Source organism: Microbacterium sp. sgz311019 (genome assembly GCF_056135325.1).
This window is the reverse complement of the sequence record NZ_JBWAXO010000006.1, coordinates 122,193-139,018: the sequence shown is the minus strand read 5'-3', so window position 1 is coordinate 139,018 and position 16,826 is coordinate 122,193. Positions and strand designations below refer to the sequence as shown.

The 16,826-nt window shown below is 70.4% G+C and carries 13 protein-coding genes; 12 read left to right on the top strand and 1 reads right to left on the bottom strand.

Features of this window, described 5'->3' with window-relative positions:
• The 12 genes from AC0NZN_RS11265 to AC0NZN_RS11210 all read left to right on the top strand — a co-directional run bounded on the left by AC0NZN_RS11265 (window position 1) and on the right by AC0NZN_RS11210 (window position 15,424).
• Window positions 1-936 carry a 2-hydroxyacid dehydrogenase gene (locus AC0NZN_RS11265; protein WP_474592395.1) on the top strand — a complete coding sequence of 312 codons (936 nt, stop codon included), beginning with the start codon at window positions 1-3 and terminating at the stop codon, window positions 934-936.
• A 48-nt stretch (window positions 937-984) separates the two neighbouring features.
• Window positions 985-2,622 (top strand): glycoside hydrolase family 13 protein, encoded by a 1,638-nt coding sequence (locus AC0NZN_RS11260; RefSeq protein WP_474592394.1) that lies wholly within the window; start codon window positions 985-987, stop codon window positions 2,620-2,622.
• Window positions 2,623-2,688: 66 nt separating this feature from the next.
• Window positions 2,689-3,714, top strand: a complete 1,026-nt coding sequence (locus AC0NZN_RS11255; RefSeq protein ID WP_474592393.1) for a LacI family DNA-binding transcriptional regulator — start codon at window positions 2,689-2,691, stop codon at window positions 3,712-3,714.
• A 43-nt stretch (window positions 3,715-3,757) separates the two neighbouring features.
• On the top strand, window positions 3,758-4,972 hold the full coding sequence (locus tag AC0NZN_RS11250; protein WP_474592392.1) for an amidohydrolase: 1,215 nt from the start codon (window positions 3,758-3,760) through the stop codon (window positions 4,970-4,972).
• 104 nt (window positions 4,973-5,076) lie between these two features.
• The gene (locus AC0NZN_RS11245) at window positions 5,077-7,215 is read left to right on the top strand and encodes an APC family permease (protein ID WP_474592561.1); all 2,139 of its coding nucleotides are present in this window, start codon (window positions 5,077-5,079) and stop codon (window positions 7,213-7,215) included.
• Window positions 7,216-7,464: 249 nt separating this feature from the next.
• Window positions 7,465-7,605, top strand: a complete 141-nt coding sequence (locus AC0NZN_RS11240; RefSeq protein ID WP_474592391.1) for a hypothetical protein — start codon at window positions 7,465-7,467, stop codon at window positions 7,603-7,605.
• Window positions 7,602-7,691, top strand: a complete 90-nt coding sequence (locus AC0NZN_RS11235; RefSeq protein ID WP_474592390.1) for a potassium-transporting ATPase subunit F — start codon at window positions 7,602-7,604, stop codon at window positions 7,689-7,691. Before AC0NZN_RS11240 ends, AC0NZN_RS11235 begins: the two co-directional genes overlap by 4 nt.
• A complete protein-coding gene (kdpA, locus tag AC0NZN_RS11230) occupies window positions 7,691-9,373 on the top strand; it encodes a potassium-transporting ATPase subunit KdpA (RefSeq protein ID WP_474592389.1) in 1,683 nt (560 codons plus the stop codon). Before AC0NZN_RS11235 ends, kdpA begins: the two co-directional genes overlap by 1 nt.
• On the top strand, window positions 9,370-11,523 hold the full coding sequence (gene kdpB / locus AC0NZN_RS11225; RefSeq protein ID WP_474592388.1) for a potassium-transporting ATPase subunit KdpB: 2,154 nt from the start codon (window positions 9,370-9,372) through the stop codon (window positions 11,521-11,523). Before kdpA ends, kdpB begins: the two co-directional genes overlap by 4 nt.
• A gap of 113 nt (window positions 11,524-11,636) precedes the next feature.
• Window positions 11,637-12,197, top strand: coding sequence for a potassium-transporting ATPase subunit KdpC (kdpC, locus tag AC0NZN_RS11220; RefSeq protein WP_474592560.1), 561 nt, complete (start codon window positions 11,637-11,639; stop codon window positions 12,195-12,197).
• A 33-nt stretch (window positions 12,198-12,230) separates the two neighbouring features.
• A complete protein-coding gene (locus tag AC0NZN_RS11215; RefSeq protein ID WP_474592387.1) occupies window positions 12,231-14,753 on the top strand; it encodes an ATP-binding protein in 2,523 nt (840 codons plus the stop codon).
• Window positions 14,750-15,424 carry a response regulator gene (locus AC0NZN_RS11210; RefSeq protein ID WP_474592386.1) on the top strand — a complete coding sequence of 225 codons (675 nt, stop codon included), beginning with the start codon at window positions 14,750-14,752 and terminating at the stop codon, window positions 15,422-15,424. Before AC0NZN_RS11215 ends, AC0NZN_RS11210 begins: the two co-directional genes overlap by 4 nt.
• Here AC0NZN_RS11210 and AC0NZN_RS11205 read toward each other — a convergent pair.
• Entirely contained in the window at window positions 15,403-16,803 is a 1,401-nt protein-coding gene (locus AC0NZN_RS11205; protein ID WP_474592385.1) for a sodium/glutamate symporter, read from the bottom strand. The genes AC0NZN_RS11210 and AC0NZN_RS11205 overlap by 22 nt on opposite strands.
• Window positions 16,804-16,826: the final 23 nt, after the last annotated feature.

Here is a 16,826-nt window from a genome sequence, read left to right as displayed (position 1 = left end):
GTGGTCGCCGTCGGCATCCCCTCGCTCGTCGTCTCGGTCCCGCACGAGGACCTCGCCCACGACCTCCAGCCCCTGCCCGAGAGCGTCGAGCTGCTCCTGTGGGACATGACGACGCCCCCGCCACGCGACCACATCGACATCGTGGTGCCGCCGTACATGAGCGTGTCGCAGATCCTGCCGATGCTCGCCGACGTCGACGTGCGCCTCGTGCAGGGGCAGTCGATCGGCTATGACGGCGTCTCCGCCTACCTGCCGCCCGGCATGGTGTTCGCCAACGCGGCCAGCGTGCACGAGACCTCCACCGCCGAGCTCGCGGTCGGGCTCGCCATCGCGGCGCAGCGGCACATCCCCGACTTCGTGCGCGCACAGGACGCGCGCCGCTGGGCGCCGGTCTTCGCGACGAGCCTCGCCGACCGGCGCGTGCTCCTGCTCGGCTACGGCGGCGTGGGCAAGGCCGTCGCCGACCGGCTGCGGCCCTTCGAGGTGGATCTCACCGTCGTGGCCCACACGGCCCGTGACGAGGACGGGGTGACCGTGCACGGCGTGCAGGAGCTGCCCGACCTGCTCCCGAATGCCGAGATCGTCATCGCGACCCTCCCCGGAGGCGAGGCCACGCGGCACATCATCGACGACGAGGTGCTCGCGGCCCTGCCGGACGGCGCTCTCGTGATCAACGTCGGCCGCGGCTCCCTCATCGACACCGACGCCCTCGTCCGCCACGTCTCACGCGGCCGGATCCGCGCGGCACTCGACGTCACCGACCCCGAGCCGCTTCCCGCGGACCATCCGCTCTGGTCGCTGCCCGGGGTGCTGATCGCGCCGCACGTCGGCGGCGCATCCACCGCCATGCAGCCGAGGATCGCGCGCCTCGTGCGCCGGCAGATCGATCGCATGCTGCAGGGCGAAGAGCCGGTCAACGTCGTCCTCACGACCTGACTCCGGCTGTCAGCGCTTTCATGTAAGCGCTTGCAGTATTCTGGGTGCATGACTTCCGGCTCCGAGTGGTGGCGCAGCGCCGTCATCTACCAGATCTACCCCCGTTCCTTCGCGGACGGCTCCGGCGACGGCATCGGCGACCTGCCCGGCATCACGTCGCGCCTGGACGACCTCCGCGACCTCGGCGTCGACGCGATCTGGCTGAGCCCGTTCTACACGTCGCCGCAGAAGGATGCGGGTTACGACGTCGCCGACTACTGCGACGTCGACCCGCTGTTCGGCACGCTCGCCGACTTCGACGAGATGCTCGCCGCGGCGCACGAGCGCGGCATCCGGGTCATCGTCGACCTGGTCCCCAACCACTCGTCCGACCAGCACATCTGGTTCCAGGAAGCGCTTGCGGCGACGCCGGGCAGCCCGGCCCGTTCGCGCTACCTCTTCCGTGACGGCAAGGGCGAGCACGGCGAGCTCCCGCCGAACAACTGGGAGTCCGTGTTCGGCGGCGACGCCTGGACCCGCATCACCGAGCCGGACGGCACGCCCGGCCAGTGGTACCTGCACATCTTCGACGAGTCCCAGCCCGACTTCGACTGGTCCAACGAGCAGGTCCGCGACGAGTTCCGCCGCATCCTGCGCTTCTGGCTCGACCGCGGCGTCGACGGCTTCCGCATCGATGTCGCCCACGGTCTCATCAAGAAGGACGGCCTGCCCGACCACTTCCCCGAGCCCGAAGGCGGCTCGATGGGCGGCGACGCCGCCGACGTGCCGTTCTGGGGCCAGGACGGCGTGCACGACGTATACCGCGACTGGAATGCCCTCGTCGCCGAGTACGACGGCGACCGCGCGCTGTGCGGAGAGGCCTGGCTGCCGACGCTCGAGCAGACGGCGCTGTGGGTTCGCCCCGACGAGCTGCACCAGACGTTCAACTTCATCTACCTCGAGACCGAGTGGGATGCCGCGGCCCTGCGCGAGGTCATCGACGAGTCGCTGCGCGCCTTCGGCAGCGTGAGCGCGCCGAGCACGTGGGTGCTGTCGAACCACGATGTCGTGCGCCACGCGTCGCGCCTCGCGCTGACCGCCGTCAACCCGCAGGGCCACGGCATCGGCCCGAACTCGCCCGGCCAGCCGGTCCCCGAGGTCGGCCTGCGCCGCGCCCGCGCCGCATCGACGCTCATGCTCGCGCTGCCCGGCTCCGCCTACCTCTATCAGGGCGAGGAGCTCGGGCTGCCCGAGGTCATCGACATCCCCGACGACGCCCGCCAGGACCCGACGTGGTTCCGCACCGAGGGCGAGCGCTATGGACGCGATGGATGCCGGGTCCCCCTCCCCTGGAACGCCGACGCCCCCGCCTACGGCTTCAGCCCGACCGGCTCGACGTGGCTCCCGCAGCCGGCCGAGTGGGCCGCGCACGCCCGCGACGTCGAGGCGGCGGACGACGCATCCACTCTCTCGCTGTACAAGACACTGCTCGAGACCCGACGCGTCCACGGTCTCGGCACGGGTAGCCTGGAGTGGATCCCGACGAGCGACGGCACGCTCTCGTTCCGCAACGGCGCCATCACCGTCGTCGCGAACATCGGACCCGAGCCGGTCGCCCTGCCTGCGGGGCGCGTGGTCGCGGCGAGCTCGCCGGCGGACGACGGCGTGCTTCCGGTGGACGCGACAGCGTGGCTCGTCCGGGACTGATCCGGATGCTGGGGTGCCCGGACCGGTGAGCGAAGACGCACCGGCCGGGCTTGACGGAGGGGCGGAATGGTCGGCATCGATGAGGTCGCACGCCTCGCCGGCGTCTCGACGGCGACGGTCTCGCGCGCACTGAGCGGCCGCGGCAACGTGTCCGACGCGTCGCGCGCCCGTGTGGAGGCGGCGGCGCAGACCTTGGGCTACGTCGTCTCGGCGTCAGCGTCGAGCCTCGCCTCCGGGCGCACGCGCAACGTGGGGGTCCTCGTCCCCTACCTCGACCGCTGGTTCTTCAGCACCGTGCTGTCGGGCATCGCGCGCGAGCTCATGGCGCACGGCTACGACATCACGCTGTACTCGCTGTCCGCCGATCGCGAGCAGCGGCGCGAGGTCTTCGAGACGTCGCTCAGGCGCCAGCGCGTCGACGGGGTCATCGCGATCTCCATCGAGCTCGGGTCGGAGGAGAGCGGTCGCGTCGGCGAGCTCGGCCTCCCGGTCATCGCGATCGGCGGCCCCAACCCGGGCCTGGCCACCCTGACCGTCGACGACGTCGCGGTGGCGCGCCTCGCGACCGAGCACCTGCTCGCGCTCGGCCACCGCGAGATCGCGCACATCGGCGCGAGCCCCGAGTTCGACATCGACTTCCACATCCCCACCCAGCGCCGCCAGGGCTTCGAGCTGGCGCTCGGTGCGGCGGACATCACACCCAATCCCGCGCTGTACGAGCCCGCCGACTTCACGATCGAAGGCGGGTTCCGGGCGTGCAAGCAGCTCCTGGGCCGGCCGGGCGACCGGCCGACCGCCATCTTCGCCGCGTCGGACGAGATGGCCATCGGCGCGCTCCTGGCCGCGCGCGAGCTCGGCTACCGCGTGCCGGAGGACCTCTCGATCATCGGCATCGACGGCCACGAGCTGGGCAAGTTCTTCCAAGTGACGACCGTTGACCAGTTCCCGGCCGACCAGGGCGTGCGCGCAGCCAAGGCCCTGCTCGCCGCCCTCGAGGCGCGGGAGCAGCACGGAGAGTCGCCGACCGTCGTCCCCGGGCAGCTGCCGTTCGAGCTCGTCGTGCGCAGCACGACCGCCCGCCTCGACCGCTGACGGGCCCGGCTGGGCCGCCTGCGCGGCCCCGTATGCTCGGGTCATGAGCATGGACCTCGAGGGCATCTACACGGATCTGCACCGTCATCCCGAGCTGTCGTTCCAGGAGCACCGCACCGCCGGCATCGTCGCCGAGCACCTGCGCGCGCTCGGCGTCGACACGACCGAGGGGGTCGGGCGGACGGGTGTCGTCGGAGTCCTCTCGAACGGCGTCGGCCCGACGGTGTGGCTGCGCGCCGACATGGACGGCCTGCCCGTCGAGGAGCTCACCGGCCTGCCCTACGCCAGCACGGCGCGCGGAACGAGCCCCGCCGGGACCGACGTACCGGTCATGCACGCCTGCGGCCACGACATGCACGTCACCTGCCTCCTGGGCGCCGTCGAGCGCCTCGTCGCAGAGAGGGACTCGTGGCACGGCACGGTCGTCGCCGTCTTCCAGCCCGCCGAGGAGTTCGGCGCCGGATCGCAGGCGATGCTCGACGACGGCGCCCTCGAGCGGTTCCCGCGCCCCGACATCGTGCTCGGCCAGCACGTGACTCCGCTTCCGGCCGGCACGATCGGCGTGCGCAGCGGCACCCAGATGGCCGCCTCCGACGGTCTCACCGTCACGATGTACGGTCGCGGCGGCCACGGGTCGCGCCCCCAGGCGACGATCGACCCGATCGTCATGGCGGCTGCGACCGTCATGCGCCTGCAGACGATCGCGTCGCGCGAGGTCGACCCCCGAGACGTCGCCGTGGTGACCGTGGGCTCGATCCATGCGGGGCTGAAGAACAACATCATCTCGGACGAGGCGACGCTCGAGATCAGCCTGCGCTACCCCACCGATCAGCTGCGGGAGGCCGTGCTCGCCAAGCTCGAGCGCATCGTGCACGCCGAGGCCGCCGCATCCGGTGCCACCGTCCCGCCGCTCATCGTCACCGACCACACGCTCCCCCCGACCGTCAACGACGTGGATGCCACCGCCCGGGTCGTCTCGGCGTTCGAGGCGTCGTTCGGCGAGGGCAGCGTCATCGACCCCGGCATGTTCACCGGCAGCGAGGACGTGTCGCGGTTCGCCCGCGACGCCGGGGTGCCTCTCGTGTTCTGGTTCTGGGGCGGGGTGGATGCCGACGCCTACGCGCGGGCTCTCGCCGAGGGCACGATCGAGACCGACATCCCCACCAACCACTCCGCGTACTTCGCACCCGTCATCGAGCCGACACTCTCGCGCGGCGTCGACGCGCTCGTGGTCGCGGCGCGCGAATTCCTGGGCTGATCAGGCTCGCTCGCGTCCGGCGCCGCACGACTTAGAGCGAGCGCCCAGCCAACGAGCAGGTAACGCACGCCGCGCCGCGTTGCATCCGAACGCCGAAAAGCGTACTGTCGCACGCCGTGACGAACGACAGTCGCGAGACCGAAGTCGATGAGACTCCGATCGCGAAACGCATCCTGATCGGCGACCCGCTGGCGTCGACGAATTCCGACGAGCACCTGCTCCCGAAGCGGATGGCGCTGCCGATCTTCGCGTCCGACGCGCTGTCGTCTGTGGCGTACGGCCCGCAGGAGATGATGATGATCCTCCTGACCGGAGGACTCGCCTTCCTGGCGTTCAGCCCGTGGATCGCGCTGGCCGTGGTGGTGCTCCTGGCCGTGATCGTGCTCAGCTACCGCCAGCTGATCAAGGCCTACCCGTCCGGCGGCGGCGACTACGAGGTCGCGCGCAAGAACCTCGGCGAGATCCCGGGGGTCGTGGTCGCCGCGGCGCTGCTCGTCGACTACGTGCTCACGGTCTCGGTCTCGGTCGCATCCGGCGTCGACAACATCATCTCCGCGGTCCCGGTGCTCAACCCGTGGCGCGTCGAGATGGCGGTGGGGTTCGTCATCCTCATCGTCGTGGTCAACCTGCGCGGCGTGCGCGAGGCGTCGCGAGCCTTTGCGATCCCCACGTATGTCTTCATCGGCTCCGTCGGCGTCATGGTCCTCGTCGGTCTCGGCCGCACCGTCCTCGGCTTCCCGCCCGTCGCCTCGAGCGCCCAGTACGGCGTCAAGGGCACCGACCTCATGCAGGCCGCCGTCATCCTGCTGGTCCTCCGCGCGTTCTCGAGCGGCTGTTCCGCGCTCACCGGCATCGAGGCGGTGTCGAACGGCGTGCAGGCCTTCCGCAAGCCCAAGATCCACAACGCGCAGACGACCTTGGCGTTGATGGGCACGATCGCCATCCTGCTGTTTTCCGGTCTCACGGCCCTCGCTCTGATCTCGGGCGTGCACTACGCCGAGGATCCGTGCACCGAGCTCATCGGCTGGAACTGCAACAACCCCCAGCCGAGCCTCATGGCCCAGGTGGCCGCAGCCACGTTCGGCATGAACAGCATCCCGTTCTTCATCATCCAGGCGGCGACCGCCGTCGTCCTGCTGCTCGCCGCCAACACGGCATTCAACGGGTTCCCGCTGCTCGGCTCCGTGCTCGCCCGCGACGGCTACGCCCCCAAGGCCCTCAACACGCGCGGCGACCGTCTCGTCTACTCGAACGGCATGATCATCCTCGGCCTCGTGGCCATCGGCGTGCTGATCATCTACCAGGCCAACCTCACCAACCTCATCCAGCTGTACATCATCGGTGTGTTCGTGTCGTTCACCCTCGGACAGATCGGCATGATCCGGCACTGGCGCCGCGGGCTGCGCGGCATCCGTCTCATGCCCGAGAACCTGCGCAACACCAAGGCGACCAGCAAGGAGAGGTTCGGGCTGCGCAAGGGCCTCGCGATCAACTCTCTCGGTGCCACGCTCACCTCGATCGTGCTCATCATCGTCACGATCACGAAGTTCACGCACGGCGCGTGGCTCGTGTTCCTCGCCATCCCGGTGCTGTCGTTCCTCATGATCGGCGTGCACCGCTACTACCGCGATGTCGAGCACGAGATCGAGATGGACGACACGCTCCACTTCGGCTCGACCGGAGACGTGGCGCTCATCCTCATCAACAAGCTGCAGAAGCCCGTCGTGAAGGCGATCGACTACGCGCTGGCCGCCAAGCACGAGCACACCTTCGCCATCCACATCGCCGTGACGAAGGAGGATGCGGCCGACCTCGAGAAGGAATGGCGGATGCATCGCATGCCCATTCCGCTGAAGATCATCGAGTCGCCGTTCCGCACGTATGCGAGCCCGATCGCCGACTACATCAAGAAGTACCGCGCAGAGCACGGCTCGTCGATCGTCACCGTCTACCTGCCGCAGTACATCGTCGGGCACTGGTGGGAGTCGATCCTGCACAACCGGCGCGCGAGCCGGATCGCCCAGCAGCTCATGCTGCTGCACGGCGTCTCGATCACGCTCGTGCCCTGGCTCCTCGACTCGTCGGAGCTCATCTACGGTCGCCGCTCCCGCCCGCTGCCCGGTCAGGAGCGCTCCGGCCGCCCGTTCGAGGACGGGGTCGTCCAGAAGGGCCGACGTGCGATGCGTCCCGCGGGTCCGCCGAAGACCGCCGCGGTGGAGACCAAGACTCCCGAGCAGCACTGACGCCCTTCCGCCGGGTCGCCTTCGCGAGCCCGCACCCGTTTCCCGAGCCCGCACTCGTTTCGCGCGAAACGAGTGCGGGCTCGACATTTGGGTGCGGGCTCGCGGGGCGGGGCGGGGGCAGGGGCGTGAGGGGCGCGTGAGGAACGCACCGGACCGCGTATGGATTCCGTGAGGACGCCGCATCCATCGCCCACGCCGGGGTTGCATCGTCTTCCGGGACGCACTCGGCGCCCCGGATGGAGGCTCTCCGTGCTCGATGTCATCTACGTCGCCGTGGTGATCGCGCTCTTCGCGCTCGTCACCCTCATCGTGAAGGGGGCGGAGCGGCTGGTCCCACCGGTCCGCGGCTCGGCTGCGCGAGTCGCGATGCGCCCGGAGGAGCGTCGATGATCGTCTTCTCGCTGGTCGCGGCCGGGCTCGGCATCGCCGCCATCGTCTATCTCGTCATCGCACTCCTCATGCCGGAGCGCTTCTGATGGCGCCGGATTCGCTCGCCTTCGGCATCCTGCAGGCGGCGACGCTGATCGTCGTGCTCGTCCTGCTGTACCGCCCGCTCGGGAACTACCTCGCATGGGTCTTCCTGTCGCGCCGCGACTGGGCCCTCGAGCGCGGGGTCTACCGCCTGATCGGCGTCGACCCGAGCGCCGACCAGTCGTGGCCCGCATACGCCCGCGGCGTGATCGCGTTCTCGGTCGTGGGGGTGCTGCTCGTCTACGGGATGCAGCGCATCCAGGCGGTGCTCCCGTGGTCGCTGGGTCTGCCGGCCGTCCCCGAGGGACTCGCGTTCAACACCGCGGTGTCGTTCGTCACGAACACCAACTGGCAGTCGTACTCCCCTGAGGCGACGATGGGATACACCGTCCAGTTCGCCGGGCTGGCCGTGCAGAACTTCGTCTCCGCCGCCGTCGGCATCGCCGTCGCGATCGCGCTCGTGCGCGGACTCGCCTCGCGGCGCAGCGGCACCATCGGCAACTTCTGGGTCGATCTCGTGCGCACGTGCGGGCGCATCCTGCTCCCGCTCTCGGTCGTCGCGGCGATCGTCCTGATCGCGGGCGGCGTGGTGCAGAACTTCGCGGGCTTCACCGACGTCCACACGCTCGCCGGCGCGACGCAGGCGATCCCCGGCGGCCCCGTCGCCTCGCAGGAGGCCATCAAGGAGCTCGGCACGAACGGCGGCGGCTTCTACAACGCCAACTCGGCGCATCCCTTCGAGAACCCGACGCCCTGGACCAGCCTCTTCGAGGTCTTCCTGCTGCTCGTCATCCCGTTCAGCCTCCCGCGCGCGTTCGGCCGCATCATCGGCGACGACCGCCAGGGAACGGCCATCGTCGCCGCCATGGCCGTCATCGCCACCGCATCCCTCGTCGTGCTGACCTGGTTCGAGACGACGACGGGCGGAACCGCGGTGAAGGCCGCGGGAGCCGCGATGGAGGGCAAGGAGCAGCGCTTCGGGATCTTCGGCTCCACGCTGTTCGCGACAGGGACGACCCTGACCTCCACCGGCGCGGTCAACTCGATGCACGACTCGTACACGGCGCTCGGCGGCATGATGCCGATGTTCAACATGATGCTCGGCGAGATCGCGCCGGGCGGCGTCGGCTCGGGCCTGTACGGGATGCTCGTGATCGCCATCATCGCGGTCTTCGTCGGCGGGCTCATGGTCGGTCGCACACCGGAGTACCTCGGCAAGAAGATCGGCCCGCGGGAGATGAAGCTCGCAAGCCTCTACATCCTCGTCACCCCGACGCTGGCGCTGGCCGGCGCCGCCCTGAGCTTCGCGATCCCGGGTGTCCGGCAGGACGTCGAGAACGTCTCGATCCTCAACCCGGGCGCGCACGGTCTCAGCGAGGTGCTCTACGCGTTCACCTCGGCGGCGAACAACAACGGCTCGGCTTTCGCCGGGCTGACCGCGAACACCCCGTGGCTGAACTCGGCGCTCGGGGTCGTGATGCTCCTCGGCCGGTTCGTGCCGATCGTGCTGATCCTGGCCCTCGCCGGCTCCGTCGCCCAGCAGGACATCGTGCCCTCGACGGCAGGCACCCTGCCGACCCACCGACCGCAGTTCGTCGGACTGCTCGTCGCCGTCACCCTCACCGTCGTCGCGCTCACGTACTTCCCGGTGCTCGCGCTCGGCCCCCTCGCAGAAGGACTCTCATGACCACCGCGGTGTACGGACACGCAACAGAATCGGCGACTCCGCCGGCGCCCAGGAAGAACCGCGCGTTCGGCTGGTCGCAGCTCGTGCAGGCACTCCCCGGCGCGCTGCGCAAGCTCAACCCGGCGGATCAGTGGCGCAACCCCGTCATGATGCTCGTATGGGTCGGCGCCGTGCTGACGACGATCATCGCCATCGCGGAGCCGTTCATCCCGGCGATGCAGACCTCGGGAGGTGCACCGGTCCCCCTGCTGTTCACGTGGGGCATCGCGATCTGGCTCTGGATCACCGTGATCTTCGCGAACCTGGCCGAGTCGGTTGCCGAGGGGCGCGGCAAGGCCCAGGCAGCCACGCTCCGCACGACGCGTGCGGCGACGATGGCGACGCGGGTGGCCGGCTACGACGGGACGCGGGATGCGGCGGCCTCGGCCTCTGCGACAGAGCAGGTCGCCTCGACCGACCTCGCACTGGGCGACGTGGTCATCGTGACCGCGGGAGAGCTCATCCCCGGCGACGGCGACATCATCGCCGGCATCGCCACCGTCGACGAGTCGGCGATCACGGGCGAGTCGGCTCCGGTGGTGCGCGAGTCGGGAGGCGACCGCAGCGCCGTGACGGGCGGGACGCGGGTGCTGTCCGACCGGATCGTCGTGCGGATCACCTCGAAGCCGGGTGAGACGTTCGTCGACCGCATGATCGCCCTCGTCGAGGGAGCCGCACGCCAGCGGACTCCGAACGAGATCGCGCTCAGCATCCTGCTGTCGAGCCTCACGATCATCTTCCTCATCGTGGTGCTCACCCTGAACCCCGTGGCCTCGTACGCGGCGAAGCCGGCCAGCATCGCCGTGCTCGTCGCGCTGCTCGTGTGCCTCATCCCGACGACGATCGGCGCCCTGCTGTCGGCGATCGGCATCGCGGGCATGGACCGCCTGGTCCAGCACAACGTGCTCGCCATGTCGGGGCGTGCCGTCGAGGCCGCGGGCGATGTGACCACGCTGCTGCTCGACAAGACCGGCACGATCACGTACGGCAACCGGCGCGCGACCGAGTTCGTCGCCCTGCCGGGCATCGATCAGGACGAGCTCACCCGCATCGCCGCCGAGTGCTCCCTCGCCGACCCCACCCCCGAGGGGACGTCGGTCGTCGAGCTCGCCGCGGTTCGCAGCATCCACGTCTCCGAGCCGGCCGACGCCGTCGTGGTGCCGTTCACCGCGCAGACGCGCATGAGCGGGCTCGACCTGCCGGACGGCTCGCAGCTGCGCAAGGGCGCCGGCTCGGCCGTCCTGGCCTGGCTCGACGAGAACGGCGCGCAGGTGACGGATGCGACGCGCACGGCGCTGACCGGAATCGTCGACGGCATCGCCGCCAGCGGCGGCACGCCGCTCGTCGTCGCGATCGCGGACGCGTCGGGCGCACGGCCGCTCGGGGTGATCCACCTGAAGGACATCGTCAAGGACGGCCTGCGCGAGCGCTTCACCGAGATGCGCGCCATGGGCATCCGCACCGTCATGATCACCGGTGACAACCCCTTGACGGCGAAGGCCATCGCGCACGAGGCCGGCGTCGACGACTACCTCGCCGAGGCGACCCCCGAGGACAAGCTCGCGCTCATCCGCCGCGAGCAGGAGGGCGGCAACCTCGTCGCGATGACCGGCGACGGCACCAACGACGCACCGGCGCTCGCCCAGGCGGACGTCGGGGTCGCGATGAACACCGGGACCTCTGCGGCGAAGGAGGCCGGCAACATGGTCGACCTCGACTCCGACCCGACGAAGCTGATCGACATCGTGCGCATCGGCAAGCAGCTGCTCATCACGCGCGGCGCCCTGACGACCTTCTCGCTCGCGAACGACATCGCGAAGTACTTCGCCATCATCCCGGCGATGTTCATGGTCGTGTACCCGGGGCTCGGCGTGCTGAACGTCATGGGCCTGCACTCGCCCGCATCCGCCATCACGAGCGCGATCATCTTCAACGCGATCATCATCGTGCTGCTGATCCCGCTGGCCCTCCGCGGCGTCGCCTACCGCCCGGCGAGCGCGTCGCAGATCCTCAATCGCAACTTGCTGATCTACGGCCTCGGCGGCATCATCGCGCCGTTCGTCGGCATCAAGCTCATCGACCTCGTGGTCGGCCTCATCCCGGGCTTCTGACCCGGTCCGAAGGAGTCATCGTGTCCACCACCACCGCACCCGTCCGGCCCCTGCGGCCGACGCGCCCGAGCCGGCGCGGATCGCTGCGCACGCTGTGGGCCGCACTGCGCGCCATGCTCGTCGCGACCGTCGTCCTCGGTGTCGGCTACCCGCTGCTCATCACCGCGATCGGCCAGACGGTCTTCCCCGGTCAGGCGAACGGCTCGCTCGTCGCGAACGGGCAGGGCACCACGGTCGGCTCGGCGCTGCTCGGGCAGAGCTTCGCCGATGCCGACGGCACGCCTCTGCCGCAGTACTTCCAGCCCCGGCCGTCGGCGGCCGGAAAGGGGTACGACGGCACGGCATCCGGCGGCAGCAACCTCGGGCCGAACAACCAGACCCTCGTGACGCAGATCGACAAGACGCGGGCCGCCCTCGCCGCGTTCAACGGCGTGGAGCCGTCGCAGATCCCGCCCGACGCGCTGACCTCGTCGGGCTCGGGCCTCGACCCCGACATCAGCGTGGCGTACGCACTGCTCCAGGTCGACCGTGTGGCTCACGCGCGTGGCCTGACGACGGCGGCAGTGCACGATCTCGTCGAGGCGCACGTCATCCCGCGCGATCTCGGCTTCCTCGGCCAGCCCCGGGTGAACGTGCTGACGCTCAACCTCGCCCTGGATGCGTTGAAGCGATGACCGTCCGAGACCGGCGACGGGGAGAATGACAGCATGAAACGCGGCAGGCTGCGCGTCCTGCTCGGCGCCGCACCCGGCGTCGGCAAGACCTACGAGATGCTCGAGGAGGGCCGCACCCGCCGAGCCGACGGCGTCGACGTCGTGATCGGCATCGTCGAGACGCATGGCCGCGCCGCGACGGCCGCCCTCACCGAGGGGCTCGAGCATGTGCCGCGCCGGTCGGTGCGCTACCGCGAGGTCGACCTCGACGAGCTCGACGTCGACGCCGTGCTCGAGCGCTCCCCGCAGCTGGCGCTCATCGACGAGCTCGCGCACACGAACGCCCCGGGATCGCGGAACGAGAAGCGCTGGCAGGACGTCGACGAGATCCTGGATGCCGGCATCGACGTCATCACGACCGTGAACGTGCAGCACATCGAATCGCTGAGCGACGTCGTCGCGCAGATCACGGGCGTCGTGCAGCGCGAGACGGTTCCGGATGCCGTGGTCCGCGGTGCGGATCAGATCGAGGTGGTCGACCTCGCCCCCCAGTCGCTGCGCGACCGGCTCGACGCCGGGCAGGTCTACCCCGCCGACCGGATCGACGCCGCCCTGTCGAACTACTTCCGGCTGGGGAACCTCACGGCGCTCCGCGAACTCGCGCTGCTCTGGCTCGCCGACGAGGTGGACAGCGCCCTGAACCTCTACCGTGCCGAGCATGGCATCGAGGGCACCTGGCGCGCCCGCGAGCGCGTGGTCGTCGCACTGACCGGCGGCGCGGAGGGCGAGACCCTGATCCGCCGCGGGGCGCGCATCGCCGCGAGGGCCGCGGGCGGCGAGCTCCTCGCCGTGCACGTGTCGAGTCAGGACGGCCTGCGGGCGGGTCCCCCGAGTGCGCTGGCCGAGCAGCGCGCCCTCGTGGAGACCCTCGGCGGCACGTATCACCAGGTCGTCGGAGACGACGTCCCTGTCACGCTCGTGGAGTTCGCACGTTCGGTCAATGCGACGCAGCTCGTGATCGGCGCGAGCCGCCGCGGACGGCTGGCTGCGGCCCTGACCGGACCCGGCATCGGCGCGACGGTCGTCCGGGAGTCCGGCGACATCGACGTGCACATCGTGACCCACTCGGCGGCGGCCGACCGCTTCGCCCTGCCCCGCGTGCGCGGCGGCGCCCTGAGCGCGCGCCGCCGCATCCTCGGATTCGCCGTGGCCCTCGTCTGCGGACCTCTGCTGTCGCTGGTGCTGTACACGTGGCGGGGCAGCGACGCGATCACCGCCCAAGTGCTCGCGTATCAGCTGCTGGTCGTCATCGTCGCGCTCATCGGCGGCATCTGGCCGGCCCTGTTCGCGGCCGTGCTGTCCGGCCTGACGCTCGACTACCTCTTCGTGGCGCCTCTGTTCACGGTGACGATCGCGGCACCGGCGCACGCGCTCGCCCTGGCGCTGTACGTCGTGAACGCAATCCTCGTGAGCCTCGTGGTCGACCGATCCGCCCGGCGGACGCGGGCGGCCCAGCGTGCCGCCGCCGAGTCCGAGCTGCTCGCCACGGTCGCGGGTAGCGTCCTGCGGGGCGAGTCGGCGGTGCCCGCGCTCGTGTCGCGCGCGCGGGAGGCGTTCGGACTCGCCGTCGTGCGCCTGCTCCACGCCGACGGCACGGTCGTCGCGACCGACGGCGAGCCCCTCCCCGACGAGCACGTCGAGCGCGTGCCCGTGGGAGCCGATCACGTACTCGAGCTCCATGGGGCGGAGCTGGATGCGGCGGCCCGCCGCCTGCTGGACGTCATCGCGGCGCAGCTCGAGGCGGCGCTGGAGCATTCGACCCTCGCAGAGACCGCGCGCGAGGTCGATGCCCTGGCGGCCGCCGACCACGTGCGCACGGCGCTGCTGTCAGCTGTCAGTCATGACCTCCGTCGCCCGCTCGCCGCCGCGGTCGCGGCCGTCGGCGGGTTGCGCGCCGCTGGTGCGTCGCTCTCCGATGCCGATCGCGCAGAACTCCTCGCGACGGCCGACGAAAGCCTCGGCACTCTGTCTCAGCTCGTGACCGACCTGCTCGATGTCAGCCGCGTCCAGGCGGGCGTGCTCGCCGTGTCGCTCGCCGACCTCGACGCCGCCGACGTCGTGCTCGCGGCCGTCGACGAGCTCGGACTCGGGCCCGCAGAGGTCGAGCTCGCCCTCGACGAGGCCATCCCCGCGGTTCGTGCGGACCCCGTGCTGCTGCAGCGCGTGATCGTGAACGTGCTGGCCAACGCGGTGCGGCACTCGCCTCCCGGCACGCGCGCCCGAGTCGCGACGAGCGGCCTCGGCGATGCGGTCGAGATCAGGATCGTCGACCGCGGGGCCGGCGTTCCCACCGATCAGCGCGACGCGATGTTCGCGCCGTTCCAGCGCATGGGCGACACCGACAACACGATCGGCCTCGGCCTCGGCCTCGCGCTGTCGCGCGGCTTCGCCGAGGGCATGGGCGGATCGCTCACGGCCGAGGACACGCCCGGCGGCGGCCTCACGATGGTCGTGTCGCTGCCGGCGGCCACGGCATCCGCTCACGCTCGTGCCGCATCCGGAAGAGTGGACTCGTGAAGGTCCTGATCGCCGACAACGATCCGCAGCTCGTGCGCGCTCTCCGCATCACCCTGGGCGCCCACGGATACGACGTCGTCGCCGCCCCCGACGGTGCCGCCGCGATCACGCTCGCCGCGCAGTCCCGCCCCGACATCGTGCTGCTCGATCTCGGCATGCCGCGACTCGACGGAGTCGAGGTCATCCACGCGCTGCGCGGCTGGACGGATGTGCCGATCATCGTCGTGTCGGGCCGCACCGGCTCGGGCGACAAGGTCGACGCACTCGACGCCGGCGCCGACGACTACGTGACCAAGCCCTTCCAGATAGACGAGCTGCTCGCCCGCCTGCGCGCGCTGTCGCGCCGGACCGTCGTCGCGCCCGGCACCACGGCCGTCCGCTTCGGGGACGTCACGGTCGACCTCGTGTCGCGCTCCGTGACCCGCGACGGGTCACTGGTGCACCTCACCCCGACGGAATGGCGGATGCTCGAGTTCCTCTCGCGGAACCCGGGTGCGCTCGTCACCCGGCAGACGCTGCTGAAGGAGATCTGGGGCACCGAGCAGATCGCCGATTCCGGCTACCTGAGGCTGTACATGTCGCAGCTGCGCAAGAAGCTGGAGCCCGACGCATCCCACCCCCGCTTCCTCCTCACCGAGTCGGGGATGGGCTACCGTCTCGTCACCGACTGATCCGGCCGGCTCACGGGCGTGCGACGCTTGCGCAGCACGCCCCACAGGATGAGACCGACCGTGATGACGGCCGAGATCACCCCGAACCACAGCGACCCGATCGCGAGGATCAGCGGGATGCTGAACGCCGTGATGATGCCGCCGCCGAGGAGCGGCTCGTAGATCAGCTGCTTGTACCCGTACGCGCGGGCGGAGTTCGTCGCCCGGTCGGGGTCGGCCATGTCGGCGAGCACGAAGCCGGTGGCGACGTTCCCCTGCGACTGCCCGTAGTCGGCGATCGAGTGCTCGAACCAGTCGACGCGATGGATGCGGGGGCCGAGCCACAGCATCCCGATCACGCTCCAGGCGAACCCGATGACGGTGAGGACGACGAGCGCGGGGATGTTCGAGCCGAGAGCCGCGAGCGACATCGTCCCGATCGCGGCCGCGATCAGGATGTCGAGCGCGAGGCCCGTGATGTCGTTCACGCTGCGTCGGTCGACGAGCCGCTCCTGCTTCGTGAGGGTCAGGAGGAGCTGCACGATGAACCCGCCGATCACCGTGAACGGGAAGAGCGGGAAGCTGTCGAAGAGGTCGGTGCCGAGCCCGTGCCCGATCGTCCGCAGGAGATTCAGGAGGACGATGCCGAGGGCGATCGCGATGGCGATCGCCCCGAAGCTGCGGCTGAGCGATCCCAAGCCGACGTCGCCCACCTGGTCGCCCTCGTTGGGACGCACCTCCTGGAGCCGTCCGGCACCGTCGCCGCGCGCGGGCCGGGTGCGGGCGACCGAGATGCGGGGGCTGCGGATCGCGTAGTTCACGAGGATCGAGCCGCCGATGACGCCCGTGAGCATGCTGATGGTCGCGAGCCCGAGCCCGACGTCCACCATCTCCGGGGCGCCGGCATCGGTGAGGAGCCCGCTCATGCCCGCGATCGTGCCGTGGCCGCCGGCGAAGGCGAGTTCGATGATGGAACCGGCGACATCCGGCACGCCGAACAGCGGCGTCAGGATGAACACGACCGCGAACGCGCCCAGCGCGAACTGGCCGAACGAGAACACGGAGCCGAGGATGACGTGCGGCGCGGCGTCGTTCCAGATCTGCCTGACCGACGGCAGCGTCTTTCCGATCATGATGCCCGCGAAGACGATGTTGATCATGAGGCCGGGCAGCCGGGCCATGACGGCCGTCGCCTGCACCGGGATGAGACTCCAGCCGGTGAGCCCGAGCACCTGCGGCCCCAGCAGCAGGATCAGGAACCCCGCGATGATGCTCGCCGGCAGATAGAGCCGCGCGAGCAGCGGCACCCAGCGCCGGATGACCAGCGCCAGGACGAGCATGATGCCGAGATAGACGAAGGCGAGCCCGACCCACTGGGCATCCGTGTACTCACCGAACATGGCTTCATCATGGCGGCGGCCGG

Excerpts from the sequence above, each read along its gene's own strand:
- kdpC (WP_474592560.1), top strand. The coding sequence starts at position 11,637 with ATGCTCGTCGCGACCGTCGTCCTCGGTGTCGGCTACCCGCTGCTCATC.
- AC0NZN_RS11260 (WP_474592394.1), top strand. The coding sequence starts at position 985 with ATGACTTCCGGCTCCGAGTGGTGGCGCAGCGCCGTCATCTACCAGATC.
- kdpA (WP_474592389.1), top strand. The coding sequence starts at position 7,691 with ATGGCGCCGGATTCGCTCGCCTTCGGCATCCTGCAGGCGGCGACGCTG.
- kdpB (WP_474592388.1), top strand. The coding sequence starts at position 9,370 with ATGACCACCGCGGTGTACGGACACGCAACAGAATCGGCGACTCCGCCG.
- AC0NZN_RS11205 (WP_474592385.1), bottom strand. The coding sequence starts at position 16,803 with ATGTTCGGTGAGTACACGGATGCCCAGTGGGTCGGGCTCGCCTTCGTC.
- AC0NZN_RS11215 (WP_474592387.1), top strand. The coding sequence starts at position 12,231 with ATGAAACGCGGCAGGCTGCGCGTCCTGCTCGGCGCCGCACCCGGCGTC.
- AC0NZN_RS11235 (WP_474592390.1), top strand. The coding sequence starts at position 7,602 with ATGATCGTCTTCTCGCTGGTCGCGGCCGGGCTCGGCATCGCCGCCATC.
- AC0NZN_RS11250 (WP_474592392.1), top strand. The coding sequence starts at position 3,758 with ATGAGCATGGACCTCGAGGGCATCTACACGGATCTGCACCGTCATCCC.
- AC0NZN_RS11255 (WP_474592393.1), top strand. The coding sequence starts at position 2,689 with ATGGTCGGCATCGATGAGGTCGCACGCCTCGCCGGCGTCTCGACGGCG.